Raw genomic sequence first — 20,631 nt, 5'->3', positions numbered from 1 at the left:
CGTCACCACCAGAAAAACCTGAACCGCCTTCGACAGGAGCAAAGAATACGATGAACGAAACACGCGAAATCCTCCCCATCCCCGCAGCGAGGCGGCAGCCGGTGACAGCGGCCATGGGTATTCATGAACAAGCCACTACCTTCGCCCCCGTCGCCCCGCTTCAGGCTCCAAAGGACGCTCCCAACGTGGTCGTCGTCCTTATCGACGACATGGGCTTTGGCGCCTCAAGCGCCTTTGGCGGACCATGCGAAATGCCCACGGCGGAAAAACTGTCCGACGACGGGCTCCGCTACAGCCGCTTCCATGTCACCGCGCTGTGCTCACCCACCCGCCAGGCACTGATGACCGGACGGAACCATCATTCTGTAGGCATGGGCGTGACCACGGAGATGAGCACCTCCGCGCCTGGTTACACCGGGTTCCGGCCCGCCAGTGCAGCCACTATTGCCCAGACCCTGAACATGAACGGATACAGCACGGCGGCGTTCGGCAAGTGGCACCAGACCCCGCCGCGCGAGGTCAGCCCGTCAGGACCTTTTGACCGGTGGCCTGTTGGGGAAGGCTTCGATAAGTTCTACGGATTTATGGGCGCCGAGATGAACCACTGGTACCCCCAGCTCTTCGACGGTACAACTCCGGTGGAACCCTCCCGGCGGCCGGAGGATGGCTACCACCTCTCAGAAGACCTCGTCGACCAGGCCATCACCTGGGTCCAGACCCAGAAAGCGCTCACCCCGGAGAAGCCGTTCTTCAGCTACATCGCGTTCGGAGCAACCCACGGACCCTTCCACGTCGGACCCGGGTGGAAGGACAAGTACCGCGGGCGGTTCGATCACGGCTGGGACGCGCAAAGGGAAGCAACCCTGGCGCGCCAGAAGGAACTGGGCGTAGTACCTGAGTCCGCCGAACTAAGCCCATGGGCCGACGTGGTGCCGCACTGGGACGAACTCGACGGCACCGAGCGCAGGGTGGCAGCTTCCTTTATGGAAACCTATGCCGGATTCGCCGAGCATACGGACGCCCAGGTGGGACGCTTCGTGGATGCCCTGGATGAGCTTGGAGAGCTGGACAACACTCTCTTCATCTACATCCTGGGCGATAACGGCGCTTCGGGAGAAGGCGGCATCGAAGGCACCATGCGGGAGCACCTGGTGGGCCACGGCTTCAAAGACAGCACGGAGGCCATGGCCAGGGAACTGGACGCCCTTGGCGATGCGACAACCTATGCGATCTACCCTGTTGGCTGGGCCCTCGCCATGAACACCCCGTATCAATGGACCAAGCAGGTAGCGTCACACCTGGGTGGCACGCGCGACGGCATGATCATTCGCTGGGGCAATGCCATCGCTGAAGGCGGCGGCGTCCGGCACCAGTACCATCACGTTATCGACGTGGCACCAACCATCTTTGAAGCGGCCGGCATTCCGCACCCCGTCACCGTCAACGGCGTGACGCAACAGCCCATTGAAGGTACCAGCATGGTCTACACCTTTAACGCTCCCGAAGCCGAGGACCGCAGGCAGACGCAGTACTTCGAGATGTGCGGCAACCGGAGCATTTACCACGAAGGCTGGACGGCAGTGACACGCCATGGGACACCGTGGGAAATGGTGCCGGAAGGGCTTCCTTCCTTCGACGACGATGTGTGGGAACTGTATGACATCAGGAACGACTGGAGCCAGGCCCATGATCTGGCCGGCATGTTCCCGGAGAAGTTGCGGGAACTCCAGCAGCTCTTCCTGATCGAGGCCAGCAAGTACAACGTGTTCCCGTTGGACGACCGGGTCACGGAGCGCGAGAATCCTGAAGTCGCCGGAAGAATCGACCTGCTTGGCCACCGGAATTCGGTGACATACCGGGCCGGAATGGGGCGCTTCACGGAAGAGACAACACTGAACGTCAAGAACAGGTCGCACACAGTTACGGCCCGGGTGGATGTCCCGGACGGCGGCGGTGAAGGTGTCCTCATAGCCCAAGGCGGACGTTTCGGGGGCTGGTCCCTGTACGTGACGGACGGTCGCCTCAGCTACGCCCACAATTGCTACGGCCGGGATCTCTACATCGTCCGTTCAGACGAGGTTCTTGCCCCTGGAACCCAGGAACTTGCGCTCGAATTCCTCTATGACGGTGACGGCATCGGCAAGGGTGCGGAAATTCGGCTCGCTGCCAACGGCACGGTCGTGGGCAAAGGCAGGGTGGACCAAACGACGGCCTATTACTTCTCCTTCGATGAGACCCTGAACGTAGGCGTCGATCGAGGAACGCCCGTCACGGACGACTACCTCCCTGTGGACAACGCCTTCACCGGCACGATCCACACGGTGCGGATCGACCTGCATGAGGACAGTAACGATTCACACTTCACGGCGGCCGATCATCAGCGCATGGCGCTGGCACACCAGTAGAAAACCAGCCGCGCCCACCGCAATACCCACCAAGAAGACCAAGAGGACCAATGGACCTGCCAGCCCTAAGCCCCACACAGACAAATGGCCTGCCCGCCGCCGGAACCGCGACGGCGGGCCAGGGCAAGGGATGCTGTGCGCCCTCCCGCGGGCCACTTCCAACGGAACCCGTCCATCACGGAGACGTTGGCGGCACGGTTTTGTCCGGGCAGGGATCGCACCACGCCGTGGAGATCCCTGCCGGGACATTCACCATGGGAGATGCCTTCGCCGAGGGCTACCCGGCCGACGGCGAGACACCCGTCCACGAGGTCAGGCTGGGCGGTTTCCTGATGGACGTAACAACGGTCACCAATGCGATGTATGCAGCGTTCGTCGAAACCACGGGATACCGCACGGAGGCAGAAGAGTACGGCAGCTCCGCAGTATTCCATCTGCTCTCCACTGCCGCCGGGCCGGACATCCTGGGAGCAGCCAGCCGCGCGCCGTGGTGGCTGAACATCCGCGGCGCGGACTGGGCACATCCCACCGGACCAAACTCGCACTGGCGGGACGTCCCGAACCACCCGGCTGTCCACGTCTCGCACAACGATGCCCTCGCCTACTGCAGGTGGGCCGGAAGGCGTCTTCCTACAGAAGCTGAGTGGGAATACGCCGCGCGTGGCGGCCTGGAGGGGAGGCGCTATGCGTGGGGTGATGACCTCACACCCGACGGCGAACACCGCTGCAACATCTGGCAAGGTGCCTTCCCGGCGGCCAATACGGTCGACGACGGCCACTTGGGTACCGCACCCGTCCGGGCCTATCCACCGAACGGCTATGGACTGTATGAGATGGCCGGCAACGTCTGGGAATGGTGCGCCGACTGGTTCTTGCCCAAGTACTACCGCAACTCCCCCACGAATAACCCGCAAGGACCCACCATCGGTGCCGGGCGGGTCATGCGTGGCGGCTCCTATCTATGCCACGACTCCTACTGCAACCGCTACCGGGTAGCCGCCCGCACCTCAAACACACCGGAATCGTCGTCCGGAAACCTCGGCTTCCGCACGGTAGCGGCGCCTTAAAGGACCGTGCGGATGGTTTCCTCGAAGCCGGTAACGTGGTGCAGCGCCAGTTCGCCCGCCTTGTCCGCGTCGCCGGTGGCGACGGCCCTGAGCAGGTCCACGTGCTCGGTGATGTGGCCGGTCACTGACGGCACCTTGTCCACTACCAGGCACCAGATGCGGGTGGCCAGGTTGTCGTACCGGATCAGGGTGTCTTCCAGGTGCGGGTTGGCTGCCGCCTTGTAGATGAGCCGGTGGACCATGAGGTCGTACCGCATAAGCTCACGCGATCCGCCAAGCTCCGGATCGAGTCCGGCAATGGCGTCAGCCACCTCAAGGAGTTCCTTCCGGATGGCGTCGCTGGCGCGGCTGGCAGCACGGCGGGCAGCGAGGGGCTCCAGCAGTTCCCGGATCTCAGAGACGTCAGCGAGTTCGGTGAAGTCCACGTTGGTGGCGAAGGTTCCGCGGCGGGGATACGAGACCACCAGGTGGTCCACCTCGAGCCGCTTGATGGCCTCGCGGACCGGGGTCCGGCCGAAGCCGAACTCTGCCGCGAGCTGGCCGTCGTTGATGGGCTCGCCGGGCCGGATGTCCAGCATGATGAGTTTGTCGCGCAGCTGCCGGTAGGCGGCCTCGGCCTGGGAAGGGGCCGCCTCCTCCGCAAGAGGCAGGGCCAGAAGTGCATTCAACGCGCCGCTCCGTTTCTTCGCTCTCAAGCTCCAGCCCGTAACTGGAAGCCGGGTAGCAGTTTCGGTACATCTATTGACTCAGCTGTGATCTCAATCATAGCATTGATCCCACACTGATATATCAGTCAATGAACAAGTGGTATTTCAAAGGAGCACCTGTGGTTGAGCAGCTGAACGATCAACTTTCCGTCGTCGATCCCGAGGTCCAGGAGGCCATTGCGCGGGAACTGGTCCGCCAGCAGTCCACGCTGGAAATGATCGCCTCGGAGAACTTCGCCCCGTCCGCCGTGATGGAGGCACAAGGCTCTGTGCTGACCAACAAGTACGCAGAGGGCTACCCCGGAAAGCGCTACTACGGCGGCTGCGAGCACGTGGACGTTGTGGAGCAGCTGGCCATCGACCGCGTCAAGGCCCTTTTCGGCGCCGAATTCGCCAACGTCCAGCCGCACTCCGGCGCGCAGGCCAACGCCGCCGCCATGTTTGCCCTGCTGAACCCGGGCGACACCATCATGGGCCTGGACCTGGCACACGGCGGCCACCTCACCCACGGCATGCGCATCAACTTCTCCGGCAAGCTCTACAACGTCATCCCGTACCACGTACGCGAATCCGATCTCCGGGTGGACATGGCCGAAGTTGAAGCACTGGCCCTGGAGCACCGTCCCAAGCTGATCGTCGCCGGCTGGTCCGCCTACTCGCGGCAGCTGGACTTCGCAGAATTCCGCCGGATCGCCGACCTCGTGGATGCCTACCTCATGGTGGATATGGCCCACTTCGCCGGCCTGGTGGCCGCAGGGCTGCACCCCAACCCGGTGCCGTACGCCGACGTCGTCACCACCACCACCCACAAGACCCTCGGCGGCCCCCGCGGCGGCGTCATCCTGGCCAAGGAGCAGTACGCCAAGAAGATCAACAGCGCGGTTTTCCCGGGCCAGCAGGGCGGACCCCTGGAACACGTCATTGCAGCCAAGGCCGTTGCCTTCAAGCTGGCCGGCAGCCCGCAGTTCAAGGAACGCCAGGAACGCGTCCTCCAGGGATCGAAGCTGCTCGCCGAGCGCCTCCTCCGCGACGACGTTGCAGCTGCGGGTATCTCCGTGGTCAACGGCGGAACCGACGTCCACCTGGTCCTGGTGGACCTCCGCAACTCGGAGCTGGACGGCCAGCAGGCCGAAGACGCCCTGCACCGCATCGGCATCACCGTCAACCGCAACGCCGTCCCGTTCGACCCCCGCCCGCCCATGGTTTCCTCCGGCCTCCGGATCGGCACGCCGGCCCTCGCCGCACGCGGATTCGGCGCCACGGAATTTGCTGAAGTCTCGGACATTATTGCGACGGCGTTGATCGCCTCGGCCAGCACCGGCACCTTGGACGACGCCACCGCCGTCGAACTCCGCGCCCGGGTCAGCTCCCTGGCCGAGCAGTTCCCGCTGTACTCCCACCTGAACAACAACGGCGGCCTGGCCACCACCGCCATCGAGGCAGACCTGATTGGAGCGGCCCAGTGAGCGCAGACCAGCTTCCCGAGCACCCGGACTTCCTGTGGCGGAACCCGGAGCCCAAGTCCTCCTATGACGCAGTGATTGTAGGCGGCGGCGGGCACGGCCTGGCCACCGCGTACTTCCTGGCCAAGAACCACGGCATGACCAACATTGCCGTCCTGGAAAAGGGCTGGCTGGCCGGCGGCAACATGGCCCGGAACACCACGATCATCCGCTCCAACTACCTCTGGGACGAAAGCGCAGCCATCTACGAGCACGCGCTCAAGCTGTGGGAGGTCCTGCCGGAGGAACTGGAATACGACTTCCTGTTCAGCCAGCGCGGCGTGATGAACCTGGCCCACACCCTGGGCGACGTCCGCGAAAGCATGCGGCGCGTGGGCGCCAACAAGCTCAACGGCGTGGATGCCGAGTGGCTGGACCCCCAGCAGGTCAAGGAACTCTGCCCCATCCTGAACATCAACGACGACATCCGCTACCCCGTCATGGGTGCCACCTACCAGCCGCGTGCAGGCATCGCCAAGCACGACCACGTGGCCTGGGCCTTCGCCCGCAAGTGCGACGAACTGGGCGTGGACATCATCCAGAACTGCGAAGTCACCGGCTTCGTCAAGGACGGCGAGCGCGTGGTGGGCGTCAAGACCAACCAGGGCACCATCAACACCGAAAAGGTGGGCCTCTGCGCCGCCGGGCACAGTTCAGTCCTGGCCGAGATGGCAGGCTTCCGGCTCCCCATCCAGTCCCACCCGCTCCAGGCCCTGGTGTCCGAACTGCACGAACCGGTCCACCCCACGGTGGTCATGTCCAACCATGTGCACGTCTACGTCTCCCAGGCCCACAAGGGTGAACTGGTAATGGGCGCCGGCGTCGATTCCTACAACGGCTACGGCCAGCGCGGCTCCTTCCACGTGATCGAGCACCAGATGGCTGCCGCCGTCGAACTTTTCCCCATCTTTGCCCGGGCACACGTGCTGCGGACCTGGGGCGGCATTGTGGACACCACGCTGGACGCCTCCCCGATCGTGGGCACCACCCCGGTGGAGAACATGTTCGTGAACTGCGGCTGGGGCACCGGCGGGTTCAAGGGAACGCCGGCTGCCGGCATGACCTTCGCCCACACCATCGCCACCGGCGCACCGCACAAGCTGAACGCCCCGTTCTCGCTGGAACGCTTCGAAACCGGTGCGCTCATTGACGAACACGGCGCAGCCGCCGTCGCCCACTAGCCGAGCACCCTAGAAAGAAGACGCACATGCTGCTCATCTCCTGCCCCAACTGCGGCTCCCGTGACGAGACCGAATTCCACTACGGCGGACAGGCCCACGTTGCCTACCCGGAAAACCCCAGCGAACTCAATGACCGTGAATGGGCCGAGTTCCTGTTCTACCGGGACAACACCAAGGGCGCCTTCGCCGAACGCTGGCTGCACAGCACCGGCTGCCGCCAGTGGTTCAACATGCTCCGCGACACGGTCACCTACGACATCCAGGCCGTCTACCCCATGGGCGCGCCCCGCCCCACAGCAACCGGTCCAACAGCAACCGGCACCACCGCCCCGGAAGGAGCAAGCAAGTGACTTCCCAGAATGCCCGTCTTTCCGACGGCGGCCGCATCGACCGCACCATTTCCTGGCGTTTCACCCTTGATGGCGAAGAATTCACCGGCCACCCGGGCGACACCCTCGCCTCAGCGCTGCTGGCCAACGGCCGGATCGCGGTGGGCAATTCCCTCTACGAGGACCGTCCCCGCGGCATCCTGGCCGCAGGCGTTGAGGAATCGAACGCCCTGGTGAAGGTGCTCCCCCGCTTCGCCGGCCACGTGGCAGAATCCATGCTTCCCGCCACCACCGTGACCCTGGTGGACGGACTCCAGGCTGAGCTGCTCAACGGCCTGGGCCGGCTGGATCCGGAAGAGGACCGCGCGGAGTACGACAAGAAGTACGTCCACACCGACGTCCTGGTGGTTGGCGGCGGTGTTGCCGGCCTGGCAGCCGCCCGCGAAGCAGCCCGGACCGGCGCCCGCGTGATGCTGCTGGATGACCAGCCTGAATTGGGCGGCTCGCTGCTCTCGGCGTCCACCGCTCCCGGACTGGCCGAGACCATCGAGGGCAAGCCCGCACTGGAATGGGTGGCTGACGTTGAGGCCGAGCTGGTTTCCGGCGCCGAATCCACGGTCCTGAACCGCACTACGGCGTTCGGCGCATACGACGCCAACTACGTCATCGCGGTCCAGAACCGCACCGACCACCTCTCCTCCCCCGCCGCCCCCGGCGTATCCCGCCAGCGTATTTGGCACATCCGTGCTAACCAGGTGGTCCTGGCCCCCGGCGCGCACGAACGCCCGCTGGTGTTCGAGAACAATGACCGCCCCGGCATCATGCTCGCCTCCGCCGTCCGCAGCTACCTCAACCGGTACGCCGTGGCCGCCGGGCAGCGCGTGGTCATCAGCACCACGAACGACAGCGCCTACGCGCTTGCCGCGGACCTGCAGTCGGCCGGGATCAAGGTCGCGGCCGTTGTGGACGCCCGTCCGCGCCTCACCGAGGTGGCTGCTGCCGCCGTCGAAAGCGGAATCCGCGTCCTGATTGGCAGCGCGGTGGCGAACACCACGGGAAGCGACACCGCAGAAGAACGCGGCCGCCTTAACAGCGTCACCATCCGCAGCATTAACGACGACGGCGAACTCACCTCGGGCGTCGAACAGATCGCCTGCGACCTGCTGGCAGTGTCCGGCGGCTGGAGCCCGCTGGTGCACCTGCACTCCCAGCGCCAGGGCAAGCTGCGCTGGGACGAGGAGCTCGCGGCGTTTGTGCCGAGCACCGAGGTTCCCAACCAGCAGATCGTTGGCTCCGGCCGTGGTTCCTTCGCCACTGTGGACTGCCTCGCCGAAGGCGTTTCCGCCGGTGCGAAGGCGGCGATCGACGCCGGATTCAGCACCTCCACGGAGCCGGCGCCCCTCACGGAGCCCAAGGCATCAGCCCCCACCCGCCAGCTCTGGCTGGTTCCGGGAGAGTCGGGCACCCCTGATGACTGGCACCACCACTTCGTGGATTTCCAGCGGGACCAGTCAGTGGCTGACGTCCTGCGCTCCACCGGCGCGGGAATGCGGTCCGTGGAGCACGTCAAGCGCTACACCTCCATCAGCACCGCCAACGACCAGGGCAAGACGTCCGGCGTCAACGCGATCGGCGTCATCGCCGCCGCGCTGCGCACCGCCGGCGAGGCGTCCCGGGGCATCGGCGAGATCGGCACCACCACGTACCGCGCCCCGTTCACTCCTGTAGCGTTCGCAGCCCTCGCCGGCCGCCAGCGCGGTGAGCTCTTCGATCCGGCCCGCGTCACGTCCATCCACCCGTGGCACGTCAGCCGCGGCGCCCTCTTCGAGGACGTCGGGCAGTGGAAGCGCCCCTGGTACTACCCGCAGGACGGTGAGGACATGGACACCGCGGTACTCCGCGAGTGCGCCGCAGTCCGCGAGTCCGTGGGCTTTATGGACGCCACCACCCTCGGGAAGATCGAAATCCGTGGCAAGGACGCCGGCGAGTTCCTCAACAGGATCTACACCAACGCGTTCAAGAAGCTCGCCCCCGGTTCCGCGCGCTACGGCGTGATGTGCCAGGCGGACGGCATGATCTTCGACGACGGCGTGACCCTGCGCCTGGACGAGGACACCTTCTTCATGACCACCACCACCGGCGGCGCCGCGAAGGTGCTGGACTGGCTGGAGGAATGGCTGCAGACCGAATGGCCGGAACTGGACGTGCACTGCACCTCGGTGACCGAACAGTGGAACACGATTGCCGTCGTCGGACCCAAGTCCCGTGAGGTGATCGCCAAGGTGGCGCCGGAACTCGCTGCCAACGGCGGCCTGGACGCCGAGGCGTTCCCGTTCATGACCTTCCGCGAAACCACCCTGGCTTCCGGTGTGCGGGCCCGCATCTGCCGGATCTCCTTCTCCGGTGAGCTGGCCTACGAAATCAACGTACCTGCCTGGTACGGGCTGAACACCTGGGAAGCCGTTGCAGCTGCCGGCGCCGAATTCAACATCACCCCCTACGGCACCGAAACCATGCACGTACTGCGCGCCGAAAAGGGCTACCCGATCGTCGGGCAGGACACCGACGGCACCGTCACCCCGCAGGACGCCGGCATGGAGTGGATTGTTTCCAAGGCCAAGGACTTCATTGGCAAGCGTTCCTACTCACGGACCGATGCCCTCCGCGAAGACCGCAAGCACCTTGTCAGCGTCCTTCCGGTGGACGGGACAGTGCGGCTGCCGGAAGGCACCCAGCTGGTTGAAAAGGGCCGCTCCACCAACCCGGCCTACGGACCGGTTCCCATGGAAGGTTTCGTCACTTCCAGCTACCACAGCGCCGCCCTGGGCAGGTCCTTCGGCCTGGCGCTGATCAAGAACGGCCGAAACCGCATCGGCGAGACGCTGGTGGCTGCCGCCGGCGACCAGCTGCTGGACGTCGTCGTTGCAGAAACCGTACTTTTTGACCCCGAAGGGACCCGCAAAGATGGCTGAAACAGCAGTGCCTGCAACCGCACATGAGAAGAACCTCTCGCTCCGCACCAGCCCGGCCGGCCAGCTCAAGGCGGCTTTTGAAACCGGTTCGGTCCAGGGCGTGGTGGAGCTGCGCGAAGTGGCCTTCCTGACCATGGCCGGTGTCCGCGTGGACCGGGACAGCGAAGCCGGCCGCCGTGTTGCCTCCGTGGTGGGCGGACTGCCCGCAGCGTGCGGTGACGTGGCCGGCGTCGGGGAAACGTCAGTGCTCTGGCTGGGACCCCAGGAGTTCCTGGTCATCGCCCCGGCAGAAGCCCACGAAGCGCTGGGCGGGGACTTGATCCTGGCCCTCACGGAAGCCCTGGCTGACGGCCAGGGCCAGGTGGTGGACCTCTCCGCCAACCGGACCACGTTCGAGCTGACCGGCCCCAAGGCGCGTGGCGTCCTGGAAAAGGGCAACTCGCTGGACCTGCACCCCCGCGCCTTCACTGCCGGTACCGCCGTCTCCACCGAGGTGGGCAACATCCCCGTGGTGCTGTGGAAGACGGGCGAGGACAGCTTCCGGCTGTTCCCCCGTGCGTCCTTCGCAGAATTCTTGGGCCGCTGGCTCCTGGACTCCATGCGGGAGTACGCCTCACCCGAGGTCCCCTGAATGGCACTCAGCGTCCTGGACCTGTTCTCTGTTGGCATCGGGCCGTCGTCCTCACACACGGTCGGCCCGATGCGGGCGGCAAAGCTGTTCGCGGACGGACTCAAAGGCGACGGCAACCTAAGCTCCACGGCACGGGTCCAGGCAGAGCTTTTCGGCTCCCTCGGCGCCACCGGCCGCGGCCACGGTTCGGACAAGGCCGTGGTCCTGGGGCTGCAGGGGCTCGAACCCGAGACCGTCAACACCTTCACCGCCGATGACCAGGTTGCGGCCGCTGCGCTGGACGCGGAACTGCACCTGGCCGGCTCCCACCGGGTGGACTTCAACTGGGACGAGGACGTGGTGCTGCACCGCCGCAAGTCCCTGCCCGCCCACCCCAACGGAATGACCTTCCGGGCTCTGGACCACACCGGTTCCGTGCTGTCCGAACGAAGCTTCTATTCCATTGGGGGCGGCTTCGTGGTGGACGGCGACGCCGATGCCAGCGACCGGGTGGTGGCCGATTCGACAGTCCTTCCCTACCCCTTCACCACGGCAGACCAGCTGCTGGAGATCTGCCGGACGGAGGGGATGTCCATCTCCGACGTGATGCTCGCCAACGAGCTCGTGTGGCGCAGCGAAGAGGAACTCCGGGAGAAACTGCTAAGTCTCTGGGCTGTGATGCGCGAATGCGTGGACAACGGCTGTGCCGCGGAAGGAACGCTTCCCGGCGGATTGAACGTCAGCCGCCGGGCGCCGTCGTTGTTCAAGACCCTGACCGCGGATACCGGAGTGACCGATCCGCTCCGCGCCATGGAGTGGGTGAACCTGTATGCCCTGGCAGTCAACGAGGAAAACGCCGCCGGCGGGCGGATCGTCACGGCGCCCACCAACGGCGCGGCAGGCATTGTGCCCGCGGTGCTGCACTACTACATGAAGTTCGTTCCGGGAGCAGACGACGACGGTGTGGTCCGCTTCCTGCTGGCCGCGGCCGCCGTCGGGATTCTGTTCAAGATCAACGCCTCCATCTCCGGCGCGGAAGTGGGCTGCCAGGGCGAGGTGGGTTCCGCCTGCTCGATGGCTGCCGCCGGGCTGTGCGAGGTGTTGGGCGGAACGCCCGCCCAGGTGGAGAACGCCGCGGAGGTGGGAATCGAGCACAACCTCGGCCTCACCTGCGATCCCGTGGGCGGCCTGGTGCAGATTCCCTGCATCGAACGCAACGCGATCGCCAGCGTGAAGGCCATCAACGCGGCCCGCCTGGCGCTGCACGGGGACGGCAGCCACAAGGTCTCCCTGGATAAGGCCATCAAAACCATGCGTGAAACAGGAGCTGACATGAAGACCAAGTACAAGGAAACCTCCCGGGGCGGCCTGGCCGTGAATGTGATCGAGTGCTGAGCCATGACTGCCACTGAAACCCAGGTCCCCGCACCGCAGCAGTCCACCACCGTTGAACACGTCCTGACCCTCGACTGCCCCGAAGGCCCGGGAATCGTGCACGCCGTCTCCAGCTTCCTGCTGGTACACGGCTGCGACATCATCGACAACAAGCAGTTCGGCGAGCGCTCCGAAGGCCACTTCTTTATGCGGGTGCATTTCGCGTCCGACGGCGATGCCTCCACCGTGGATACGCTGCGGGCCGCTTTCGGTCCGGTTGCGGAACGCTTTGGGATGCGCTGGCAGCTGGAGCGCCAGGGAGCCAAGCGCAAGGTCCTGATCATGGTGTCCAAGTTCGGGCACTGCCTCAACGACCTCCTGTTCCGTGCCCGGATCGGCGAGCTGCCCGTGGACGTGGTGGCCGTGGTGTCCAACCACACCGACCACCAGGCGCTGGTGGAGTGGCACGGGATCCCCTTCCACCACATCCCGGTGACGGCGGAGACCAAACCTGCCGCCGAGGCGCGGCTGATGGAGCTGGTGGACCAACTCGACGTTGAGCTGGTGGTGCTGGCCCGCTACATGCAGGTCCTCAGCGACGAGCTGACCCGGAAGCTGGACGGCCGGGCCATCAACATCCACCACTCGTTCCTGCCCAGCTTCAAGGGTGCCAAGCCGTACCACCAGGCCTACGCCCGGGGCGTCAAGACCGTTGGCGCTACGGCCCACTACGTGAACGCCGAGCTGGATGAGGGCCCGATCATCGCCCAGCAGGTGGTGGAAGTGGACCACACCCACGGGCCAGAAGACCTGGTGGCCGCCGGCCGCGACACCGAATGCAAGGCGCTCTCCAACGCCGTGCGCTGGCACTGCGAAGGGCGGGTCATTCTGCTGGGCAACCGGACTGTGGTGCTCCGCTAGCAGTCTCTACTGGCACTCTCTTCTGGCAGTCTCAACTGGCACTCTCTATTGGGGGCCGCGGCTATTGCTGCGGCCCCCAGTCTCTTCCCCCCATGGCAAGGCCGTGGCCATCCCACACTAAGCAGGCTTAGCATGGGATGAGGAACAGCCGGCTCGGGGAGGAAGCATGGCCAGGAATTACAGCACAGCCCTTCGACGCGCAGGTGCGGCATGGGCGCCGTCGTAGTCTTTGCCCCTTCGCCCGTCCTGACCGTCACGGTGGAGGACATCGAAGGCACCGCGGACATCCACATCCACGCAGGTGGCCAGGGCGTCTGGCAGGCCCGGATGCTGACGGCGCTGGGTGCGACTGTGACCATGTGCGCGGCGTTCTCCGGCGAAACCGGCCTGGTTCTGCGGCACCTGATCGCCGACGAAGGTGTCCGGGTCCTGGACGTTACCGGCGAAGGCAGCAGCGGCACATACCTTCATGACCGCCGCGGCGGCGAGCGCAAGGTCCTGGCCGAATCCCCGGGCTACAGGCTTACCCGCCATGAACTCGACGAACTTTACGGACTCACCCTGCAGGCAGGAATCGAGGCGGGGACGGTCATCCTGAGCGGCAGCGGCCCGGAGGACGCGGTCCCGCCGGACACGTACCGCAGGCTGACTGCAGACCTCGGAGCCGCCGGCTGCACGGTCATCGCGGACCTCGCCGACGAACGGCTGGATGCCGTGCTGGCAGGCAAACCCGCGGTCATCAAGATCGCCGACGACGAGATGGTGGCCAGCGGGCGGGCCCTCGCCGCGGATGCCGGCCACATTATCAACGCGATGCACAACCTCGCCAGGGAGGGTGCTGCGGCGGTCATCGTCACCCGCGCCAACCTCCCTTCCCTGCTGCTCAGCGAAGGGGAAATCAGCGAGGTGCGCGTGCCGGAACTGCAGACCGTGGACACCAGCGGAGCGGGCGATTCGCTCACCGCCGGGATCGCCGCCGTCCTGGCAGAGAACGGCTCCCTGCACGAGGCCGTGGTGTTGGGAACAGCAGCCGGCGCGCAGAACGTCACCCGCCACGGCCTGGGCACGGGAGAAGCCACGGCAATCCGCGAGCTTGCCGGGCTGGTGACGATCGTTCCGTTGGAGGACGCCGGAGCGGACGGCACCGCGCAGCAGATGAGCCCGGATGACCTGGCCCGGAAGGTGCGGCGGTCATGAGCCAAGGTCCACGCGTCCTCATTACCAACGACGACGGCATCGGCTCACCGGGCCTGCATGCCCTGGCTGCCGCGGCGGTCCGGGCGGGCCTGAGTGTTGTGGTGGCGGCACCGGCATCCGAGGCGAGCGGCAGCAGCTCCTCCATTACCGCCGTCGAAGAGGACGGCAGGATCTCCATTGAAGAACGCCATCTTGAAGGGCTGGACGGCGTTGAGGCCTTCGCGGTCCACGGCGCCCCCGCCTTCATCAGCATGATCGCAACGCACGGCGCGTTCGGTGACCCGCCGGACCTTGTGCTGTCCGGGGTGAACCGCGGAGCCAACGTTGGGCGGGCCATCCTGCACTCCGGCACCGTGGGCGCGGCGCTGACGGCCGGCGTCAACGACGGCAGGGGCATGGCAGTATCCCTGGACACCGGGCTCAATCCCGTCAGCCTGTACTGGGACCAGGCGGCCCGGCTGGCCGTGGGGCTGCTGCCGTTCCTGATGGACCTGGACGTTGGCAGCGTCCTGAACCTCAACGTTCCCAACCATGCCGGAGACAGCCTGCCGGAACTGCGCACGGCAACCCTGACCCGGTTCGGTATTGTCCAGACCACCCTGGCCGAACGCGGCCAGCAGCACGTGCGGCTGGCCATCGCGGACACCACCGAGGACCCGGACCCGGACAGCGACGCGGCACTGCTTGCCGCGGGCTTCGCCACCGTGACGGCGATCCAGCCGGTGACGGGTACGGCCCTGCCGGCCCTGCCTGCTGTTTTGCACAACATGTCGCCCGGACAGCGGGCCTGACTGTTCTGTCGCAGGCCCGCCGTATGCTGGGGATATGGCTAGCAACTGGGAGCGCCTGGACCCTGCCCTGCGCCCGTCCGTGCAGGAAAACGTGGAACTCTACGAGCGGGTCCGCCCTGCCCTGAAGCTGGTTACCCGGGATGTGCTGCTGACGCTGCGGGACATGCTCAAGGACACCGAGGTCACGCCGCTGTTCGTCACGGGCCGCACCAAAACCGTTGAGTCCTTCCGGGAAAAGATCTCCCGCACGGAGGAACCCCTGGAACCGGGCGGCGTACCGGTGCTGAAGTTCCCGGATCCTTTCCGCACCCTTAATGACATGGTGGGCCTCCGCGTCATCACCAAGCTGCCGGCGGAAAACGCCGTGGTGGCCAACCTCATCAAGCGGCAGCGCCAGCTGTTCGACTGCCGGGGAGACCGCGAGAAGGACATCGGCTCCATCGAATCCGGCACCTACGGATACTCCAGCCGGCACCTGATCCTGCGCACCATCCAGAACGAGTCCGTCAAGGCCTACCAGCAGGTCTTCAACCCGGACGTTCCACCCAACGGCAGCTACTTCTTCGAATGCCAGATCCGCACCGTGTTCGCCCATGCGTGGAGCGAGATCGAGCACGACATCCGCTTCAAGGCCGAGGATCCGCGCGCCTGGACCCCGCACTTTGACCGCCAGTTCACCGCAACCGCGGCCATGCTGGAAACCGTGGAGGGCGCCTTCGCGGACCTGCACGAACGCTATGAGGAAGTCCGCAGCTACTGGGACATGGAAGGTGAGGGTGCAGCCCAGCTGACGCCCAACCGGGTCCGGGACGTCTGGCGCACGCTGCTGCCGCACGTTGACCGCAAGGTGGATGACGACTGGGGCTGGGCCGCTGAACTCCTGGCCGCCCACGGGCTCCGGCAGACGGTGCAGCTGGCCGGGCTCCTCAGCGCCGAGCGCATCACCGAGGTCCGCAAGGCGCTGGACCACCGCTATTCGCCGGGCCCGGACAGGCTCCTGGATGACCTCCTGCTGTGGCAGTACGGCACCGAGCACATCGAACTCACCGCGGAAGCGCCCGACGTCGTCCCGCACCCGCGGCGCGACAGCCTCCTGCGGCGGCTGAAACAGATCGAAAGGTACCGGCTGACCAGCGGCTAAATAGCCGCGCACCCTGACCCCCGGTGATCGAGCTTGTCGAGATCGGAAAGAGGCCAAACCCTAGCGCCGCGCAGCATTTTCCAGCTACAGTGGGGAACTGGTCCGGCTTAATGCCCGGAGTGAATCTGGAGGGTTGGGAGGTGTTTTTGATGAGTGGAGTTGCCGTGTGCCCCGCGAACAAGTCATCAATCACCCCCGTCCCCGCATTCCGCACCGCATAGGGCACTGCCCGCGTAAACCTGGTTAGGCCAGGTCCGGTGCCAGGGGACCCACCCCTGAGGTATCACCTTGAAAATTTCTTCTGTCCAGACTTCCACCAACCATGCCCTTAGCGTCTCCTCTTCCGCCCAGCAGGCGGGACTGGGGCTCTATGGCTACAGCGCCGCCGTCGAGCGGCTTTTTGACGAAAACCCGGCACCCGCGAACACCAGGCACGAACCCGGCAGGGTGGTGCGGGTGGACCGCAGCCTGGTGCTGGTGGCGGCAGGTGAGGACCTGCTGCACCTTCCCTATCCGCTGGACGGCGGGCTGCCGGTAACCGGCGACTGGGTGTGGCTGGGCCCCAACCGGGCCGGCGAGCGCCAGATCGTTGGCATCCTGCCCCGCCGTTCCCAGCTGACCCGCAAGCGCGCGTATGAGGATTCGTCCGCGGCCCAGGTGCTGGCTGCCAACATGGATACCGTGGGTGTGGTGGTTCCCGTGGACCGCCCGCTGACGCACAACCGCCTCGAGCGGACCCTGGTTGCCGCGTGGGATTCGGGCGCCGTTCCGCTGGTGATCATCACCAAGGCGGACCTGGCTGACGTGGCGGATGACGTCGTCGGGCAGGTCATCCTGCAGGCCGCGGGCGTGCAGGTGGTGACCACCTCCGCGGAGCACGGCGACGGCATCGACGAACTCCTGGCGCACGTTCCGGAGCGTGGCACCCTGGTGCTGCTGGGCCCGTCAGGTGCCGGTAAATCCACGCTCATCAATGCCCTGGCCGGACATGCCGTGCAGGACACCGGCGCCGTGCGGGCCGGCGATTTCAAGGGCAAGCACACCACCACCTCCCGTGAGCTGGTGCCGCTGGCCAACGGGACGGTACTGATGGACACTCCCGGAGTGCGCGGCTTTGGACTGTACGACGCCGATGACGGGATGGATGCCATGTTCGGCGACGTGGAGGAACTGTCCGCCCGCTGCCGCTTCTCCGATTGCGTCCACCAGTTCGAGCCGGGATGCGCGGTACAGGAAGCCATTGCCGGCGGCACCCTGGAGGAGCGCCGCTGGAACAGCTACCTGAAAATGCAGCGGGAGCTGGCCGCCCTGGCCCGCCGGTCGGACGCCGCGGCGCAACGGGCGTACTACCGGGAATGGCACCAGAAGGTGGTTGTTGCGGGGAAGTCGCAGCGGGCTGCCGAACGGGACACGGCTGAACGGAGGGATGACCGGCGGTCAAAGCGGAAGCGCCGGTAGCCGGATAAGGTGCGGTGTCCCGGATATGGCTGGCGTCTTATCAGTCCGCTGGCCCCGGGACCCGCACCGTCGAATTCAGCCAGTCTTCCGCCCATAACCATCGTTCAATCGTATGAGTGAGAGCCGCCGGCGGCCTGGCCCGCATCGAAGAAATCCAGGTCGATCAGGGCGAGAGCCTCACGGACCTCACCACATACGCCAAGGCCATAAGCGACGCACTTAAGGACCTGCTGGCGTCAGCTCGCGGATACCGTCAGCCTCAGATGTTTCTGTTTTCTACTCAGCAGCCTTCGTACTCGAGACAGCAAGGAAGTGTTGGGCCATACCGGACGATTTCCATGGTCTTCAGACAGGGCCCAACGACGCGTATTTTTCCTGGCCCAAAGACGTTATTCCAAATCGAATCGATACAGCGTCGGCCGCTGGCTCTTCCCAATGACGCGGATTGGAAAGGATATCCGACACTTCAGTGTCCTTCACTTCGCAGAGCTGGCCGTATGGCTCTTGGCAGCGGTAAAACCGAATGAAATCATCTGCGACTAGACGTTCCAGTACCGTTTTCGCGCGCTCAATCAAGACACCATCGGCAGTTTCTGGAGTGTATGTACGCAGTTGCCAGACCGCTTCCCACAAACCTGAATAGTCCTCGATGGCGAGCCAGAGAATGCTCTTCATATCTTTCATGGTCAGTCTCCATCATGACCGACGGTGGATATATGGGCCGATCCGCCCTTACCCAGAGACAGGGCGGCTGGTGCCATCTTCGGGCGCAGGACGCCGCCGGCCTCGATGAGGTCTGTAGAGATTGCCGCCCACCCGCCATCATGCAGCATCCGGGTCGGTTCGACCGTCAGGGTTTTGGTGAACTTTCCGTCAGGAGACGCGGTCACCAGCTCCGTTGGCGTGGTCAGAGCATCAACAACAACATCCGCGCCAGTCGCTGCGGCCTTGTCTGCAGCCTGCTGCTCCGCCACCAGTACCGGGTCATGCACCGGCTCAGGGCCGGCCTCAGGTGAGGGGGACGCCTCGGTGGTCGCAGGTGCCGGGAGTGGTTCCGTCGCCGAAGCGACCGGACCCGCAATCCCGGACAGAACAAAACCAAACAGCACGAGACCCGCGAACCCACGAAACATGCGGGAAGAAAAAGGAATCGGCAATATGTCCCCCGGACACGGCAGGGGGCACGAACCCATCATCGCCCCCAAATCGATGGATCTTCACGAAGCATAAAGCCCGCGCCCAGCAAACACAACGAGAACACCAAGAAATGTGAATCTCACATAGATCGCCACTGTTACACGGGAGGGGAGCCGGGGAATTCTGGGATTGGTTCAGGTAAGGCTATCCTAAAGAGTCTTTATCTCCCCTCCCGGACAGTCGGGTCATTTCTAGGCGGTTCCCCCATGCTCCCAGTCAAAAGGTCCTTGCCGGCCCTTGCCGTCGTCGCGCTCCTCACCCTGAGTGGCTGTGGCTTCAATGGCGGGAATTCGGCCGCGGAGGGCAGTGCCGCCGTCGCCGATACCAACCAGCGCATTGTGGTGGACAACTTCCGGGCGCCGGTGGCTGACTGGGCCGTGGAATCGGACGCCGCCTACATCCTCTCCCTCTCCGGCTGCCTGGAGACGCTGACGAAGTTTGATCAGGCAAAGGGTGAAGTGGTGCCCTCGCTGGCCACTGAGTGGAAGCAGAACAGCCCCCTGGAGTGGGACTTCACCATCCGCGAAGGCGTGAAGTTCCAGGACGGCACCGCGCTCACGGCCGAGTCCGTGGCCACGGCGTTGAACCACGTCCTGAAGGCAACGGTCCCGGCCCGGGCCTTCAACAGCAAGATCATCAGCTCTGTCTCCGTTCCGCAGGAAGGCACCGTACGCGTCACCACGCCCACGGAGAGCCCCCTGGTCCCCTACCGCCTGGCCAGCGTCAACTCCGGAATCCTCTCCCCCGCCGCCTACGAAGGTGAGCGGACCAACCCGTTCGGGCACTGCACCGGGCCGTTTGTTCCCGTCTCCGAGGTTGCCCAGCAGTCACTGACCCTGGACCGGAACCCGGACTACTGGGGCGGCGACGTCCAGCTGGCCGGCGCCGAAATCCGCTTCATCACCAACGGCGCCACCCGCGCGGCACAGGTCCAGACCGGCGAGGCGGACATCTCCATGTCCATCCCCGCCGCCAGCCTGGCCTCCCTGGAGAACGCCAGCGGCGTCAATGTCCTGAAGGCTGATTCCCCGCGGACAGCCACCCTCTACATGAACAACGGCCGGGCTCCACTGGACAACGTGGACGTGCGGACCGCCATCCGGGATGCGCTGGACCTGGAATCCCTCGCCGCCAGCGTCTACGAAGGCGCGGCGCTGCCTGCAACCGGGGTCTTCGCCTCCTCGGAGCCGTGGGCCGGCAAGGATGCCAAGGACCCCAAGCAGGATCTCGACGGCGCCAGGAAGCTCCTTGCCGACGCCGGCTACACGGCTGACCGTCCCCTCGAAATCATCGCGATTGTGGAGCGCGCCGAGTTCGCGGACGTCGCCGCCGTCATCCAGGACAACCTGAAGGCTGCCGGCATTCCGGTGTCCATCGTCACCAAGGAATATGCCGCCGCTGAGCCTGACGTGCTGGCCGGCAACTATGACATGCTGCTCAGCCAGCGGAACCGCCTGATCGACATCGCCGATCCCGCAGGCTTCCTCACGGCCGACTACACCTGCTCCGGAAGCTACAACCTGAGCCACTTCTGCGACGCTGAATACGATCAGCTGCTGGTTAAGGCCGCCACCACTGTGGACCCCGAGGAGCGCTACAGCCTCTACGCCGAGGCCGGGAAGATCCTGACCGACAAGGCCGTGAACGTCTGGCTGGTCAATGAGCAGGCCACCGACGCGGTCCGCAGCAACGTGATTGGCTACGTCCAGGATCCGCTGTCCCGCTATGTCCTCACCGCTCAGACGGCGAAGACTGCTTCGTAACCGCCACCTTCCGCCA

General features: G+C 65.3%; 17 protein-coding genes. 14 read left to right on the top strand and 3 right to left on the bottom strand.

Annotated elements, in window-relative coordinates; genetic code table 11:
* Window positions 1-50: 50 nt before the first annotated feature.
* Together ACPJW8_RS00380 and ACPJW8_RS00375 are read left to right on the top strand one after the other, a co-directional pair.
* Window positions 51-2,405, top strand: a complete 2,355-nt coding sequence (locus tag ACPJW8_RS00380; protein ID WP_330188984.1) for an arylsulfatase — start codon at window positions 51-53, stop codon at window positions 2,403-2,405.
* A 200-nt stretch (window positions 2,406-2,605) separates the two neighbouring features.
* The gene (locus ACPJW8_RS00375) at window positions 2,606-3,472 is read left to right on the top strand and encodes a formylglycine-generating enzyme family protein (RefSeq protein WP_425256381.1); all 867 of its coding nucleotides are present in this window, start codon (window positions 2,606-2,608) and stop codon (window positions 3,470-3,472) included.
* On the opposite strand, the gene ACPJW8_RS00370 is transcribed toward ACPJW8_RS00375, so the two are convergent.
* Window positions 3,469-4,140: a GntR family transcriptional regulator gene (locus tag ACPJW8_RS00370; RefSeq protein WP_330188982.1), complete on the bottom strand. Its 672-nt coding sequence runs from the start codon at window positions 4,138-4,140 to the stop codon at window positions 3,469-3,471. The genes ACPJW8_RS00375 and ACPJW8_RS00370 overlap by 4 nt on opposite strands.
* A 158-nt stretch (window positions 4,141-4,298) precedes the next feature.
* Between ACPJW8_RS00370 and glyA the strand changes: the two genes are divergently transcribed.
* The 11 genes from glyA to rsgA all read left to right on the top strand — a co-directional run bounded on the left by glyA (window position 4,299) and on the right by rsgA (window position 17,655).
* Complete coding sequence (gene glyA, locus ACPJW8_RS00365) at window positions 4,299-5,645, top strand: serine hydroxymethyltransferase (protein ID WP_330188981.1); 1,347 nt, start codon at window positions 4,299-4,301, stop codon at window positions 5,643-5,645.
* The gene (locus tag ACPJW8_RS00360; RefSeq protein ID WP_330188980.1) at window positions 5,642-6,862 is read left to right on the top strand and encodes a sarcosine oxidase subunit beta family protein; all 1,221 of its coding nucleotides are present in this window, start codon (window positions 5,642-5,644) and stop codon (window positions 6,860-6,862) included. The genes glyA and ACPJW8_RS00360 overlap by 4 nt, the downstream gene beginning before the upstream one ends.
* Window positions 6,863-6,888: 26 nt before the next feature.
* On the top strand, window positions 6,889-7,212 hold the full coding sequence (locus ACPJW8_RS00355) for a sarcosine oxidase subunit delta (protein ID WP_330188979.1): 324 nt from the start codon (window positions 6,889-6,891) through the stop codon (window positions 7,210-7,212).
* Complete coding sequence (locus ACPJW8_RS00350) at window positions 7,209-10,163, top strand: sarcosine oxidase subunit alpha family protein (RefSeq protein ID WP_330188978.1); 2,955 nt, start codon at window positions 7,209-7,211, stop codon at window positions 10,161-10,163. Before ACPJW8_RS00355 ends, ACPJW8_RS00350 begins: the two co-directional genes overlap by 4 nt.
* Complete coding sequence (locus ACPJW8_RS00345) at window positions 10,156-10,794, top strand: sarcosine oxidase subunit gamma (RefSeq protein ID WP_330188977.1); 639 nt, start codon at window positions 10,156-10,158, stop codon at window positions 10,792-10,794. The genes ACPJW8_RS00350 and ACPJW8_RS00345 overlap by 8 nt, the downstream gene beginning before the upstream one ends.
* A complete protein-coding gene (locus tag ACPJW8_RS00340) occupies window positions 10,795-12,168 on the top strand; it encodes an L-serine ammonia-lyase (protein WP_330188976.1) in 1,374 nt (457 codons plus the stop codon).
* 3 nt (window positions 12,169-12,171) lie between these two features.
* The gene (gene purU, locus ACPJW8_RS00335) at window positions 12,172-13,068 is read left to right on the top strand and encodes a formyltetrahydrofolate deformylase (protein WP_330188975.1); all 897 of its coding nucleotides are present in this window, start codon (window positions 12,172-12,174) and stop codon (window positions 13,066-13,068) included.
* A gap of 210 nt (window positions 13,069-13,278) precedes the next feature.
* The gene (locus ACPJW8_RS00330; RefSeq protein ID WP_330188974.1) at window positions 13,279-14,265 is read left to right on the top strand and encodes a 1-phosphofructokinase family hexose kinase; all 987 of its coding nucleotides are present in this window, start codon (window positions 13,279-13,281) and stop codon (window positions 14,263-14,265) included.
* Window positions 14,262-15,056, top strand: a complete 795-nt coding sequence (surE, locus tag ACPJW8_RS00325) for a 5'/3'-nucleotidase SurE (protein ID WP_330188973.1) — start codon at window positions 14,262-14,264, stop codon at window positions 15,054-15,056. The genes ACPJW8_RS00330 and surE overlap by 4 nt, the downstream gene beginning before the upstream one ends.
* Before the next feature lie 34 nt (window positions 15,057-15,090).
* Window positions 15,091-16,197, top strand: coding sequence for a RelA/SpoT domain-containing protein (locus ACPJW8_RS00320; RefSeq protein ID WP_330188972.1), 1,107 nt, complete (start codon window positions 15,091-15,093; stop codon window positions 16,195-16,197).
* Between the two features lie 288 nt (window positions 16,198-16,485).
* Entirely contained in the window at window positions 16,486-17,655 is a 1,170-nt protein-coding gene (gene rsgA / locus ACPJW8_RS00315; protein ID WP_425256380.1) for a ribosome small subunit-dependent GTPase A, read from the top strand.
* Between the two features lie 345 nt (window positions 17,656-18,000).
* Here the strand turns inward: rsgA and ACPJW8_RS00310 are convergent, their stop codons facing one another.
* Window positions 18,001-18,339 (bottom strand): hypothetical protein, encoded by a 339-nt coding sequence (locus ACPJW8_RS00310; RefSeq protein WP_330188971.1) that lies wholly within the window; start codon window positions 18,337-18,339, stop codon window positions 18,001-18,003.
* Window positions 18,340-18,341: 2 nt separating this feature from the next.
* Window positions 18,342-18,647 carry a hypothetical protein gene (locus ACPJW8_RS00305; protein WP_330194307.1) on the bottom strand — a complete coding sequence of 102 codons (306 nt, stop codon included), beginning with the start codon at window positions 18,645-18,647 and terminating at the stop codon, window positions 18,342-18,344.
* A gap of 411 nt (window positions 18,648-19,058) precedes the next feature.
* Here ACPJW8_RS00305 and ACPJW8_RS00300 point away from each other — a divergent pair, with 411 nt between their 5' ends.
* A complete protein-coding gene (locus tag ACPJW8_RS00300) occupies window positions 19,059-20,615 on the top strand; it encodes an ABC transporter substrate-binding protein (RefSeq protein ID WP_330188969.1) in 1,557 nt (518 codons plus the stop codon).
* The last annotated feature ends 16 nt before the right edge of the window (window positions 20,616-20,631 follow it).

The organism is Pseudarthrobacter sp. J47, assembly GCF_049810315.1.
In the GTDB taxonomy this organism is placed as follows: domain Bacteria; phylum Actinomycetota; class Actinomycetes; order Actinomycetales; family Micrococcaceae; genus Arthrobacter.
Note: the sequence above shows the minus strand (reverse complement) of the source record. Positions and strands in the feature narration are given on the sequence as shown.

What these genes read in the sequence shown, in the direction of transcription:
- ACPJW8_RS00380 (WP_330188984.1), top strand. Translation starts at nt 51, where the DNA reads ATGAACGAAACACGCGAAATCCTCCCCATCCCCGCAGCGAGGCGGCAG.
- ACPJW8_RS00355 (WP_330188979.1), top strand. Translation starts at nt 6,889, where the DNA reads ATGCTGCTCATCTCCTGCCCCAACTGCGGCTCCCGTGACGAGACCGAA.
- ACPJW8_RS00345 (WP_330188977.1), top strand. Translation starts at nt 10,156, where the DNA reads ATGGCTGAAACAGCAGTGCCTGCAACCGCACATGAGAAGAACCTCTCG.
- ACPJW8_RS00340 (WP_330188976.1), top strand. Translation starts at nt 10,795, where the DNA reads ATGGCACTCAGCGTCCTGGACCTGTTCTCTGTTGGCATCGGGCCGTCG.
- purU (WP_330188975.1), top strand. Translation starts at nt 12,172, where the DNA reads ATGACTGCCACTGAAACCCAGGTCCCCGCACCGCAGCAGTCCACCACC.
- ACPJW8_RS00330 (WP_330188974.1), top strand. Translation starts at nt 13,279, where the DNA reads ATGGGCGCCGTCGTAGTCTTTGCCCCTTCGCCCGTCCTGACCGTCACG.
- surE (WP_330188973.1), top strand. Translation starts at nt 14,262, where the DNA reads ATGAGCCAAGGTCCACGCGTCCTCATTACCAACGACGACGGCATCGGC.
- ACPJW8_RS00320 (WP_330188972.1), top strand. Translation starts at nt 15,091, where the DNA reads ATGGCTAGCAACTGGGAGCGCCTGGACCCTGCCCTGCGCCCGTCCGTG.
- ACPJW8_RS00310 (WP_330188971.1), bottom strand. Translation starts at nt 18,339, where the DNA reads ATGAAAGATATGAAGAGCATTCTCTGGCTCGCCATCGAGGACTATTCA.
- ACPJW8_RS00300 (WP_330188969.1), top strand. Translation starts at nt 19,059, where the DNA reads ATGCTCCCAGTCAAAAGGTCCTTGCCGGCCCTTGCCGTCGTCGCGCTC.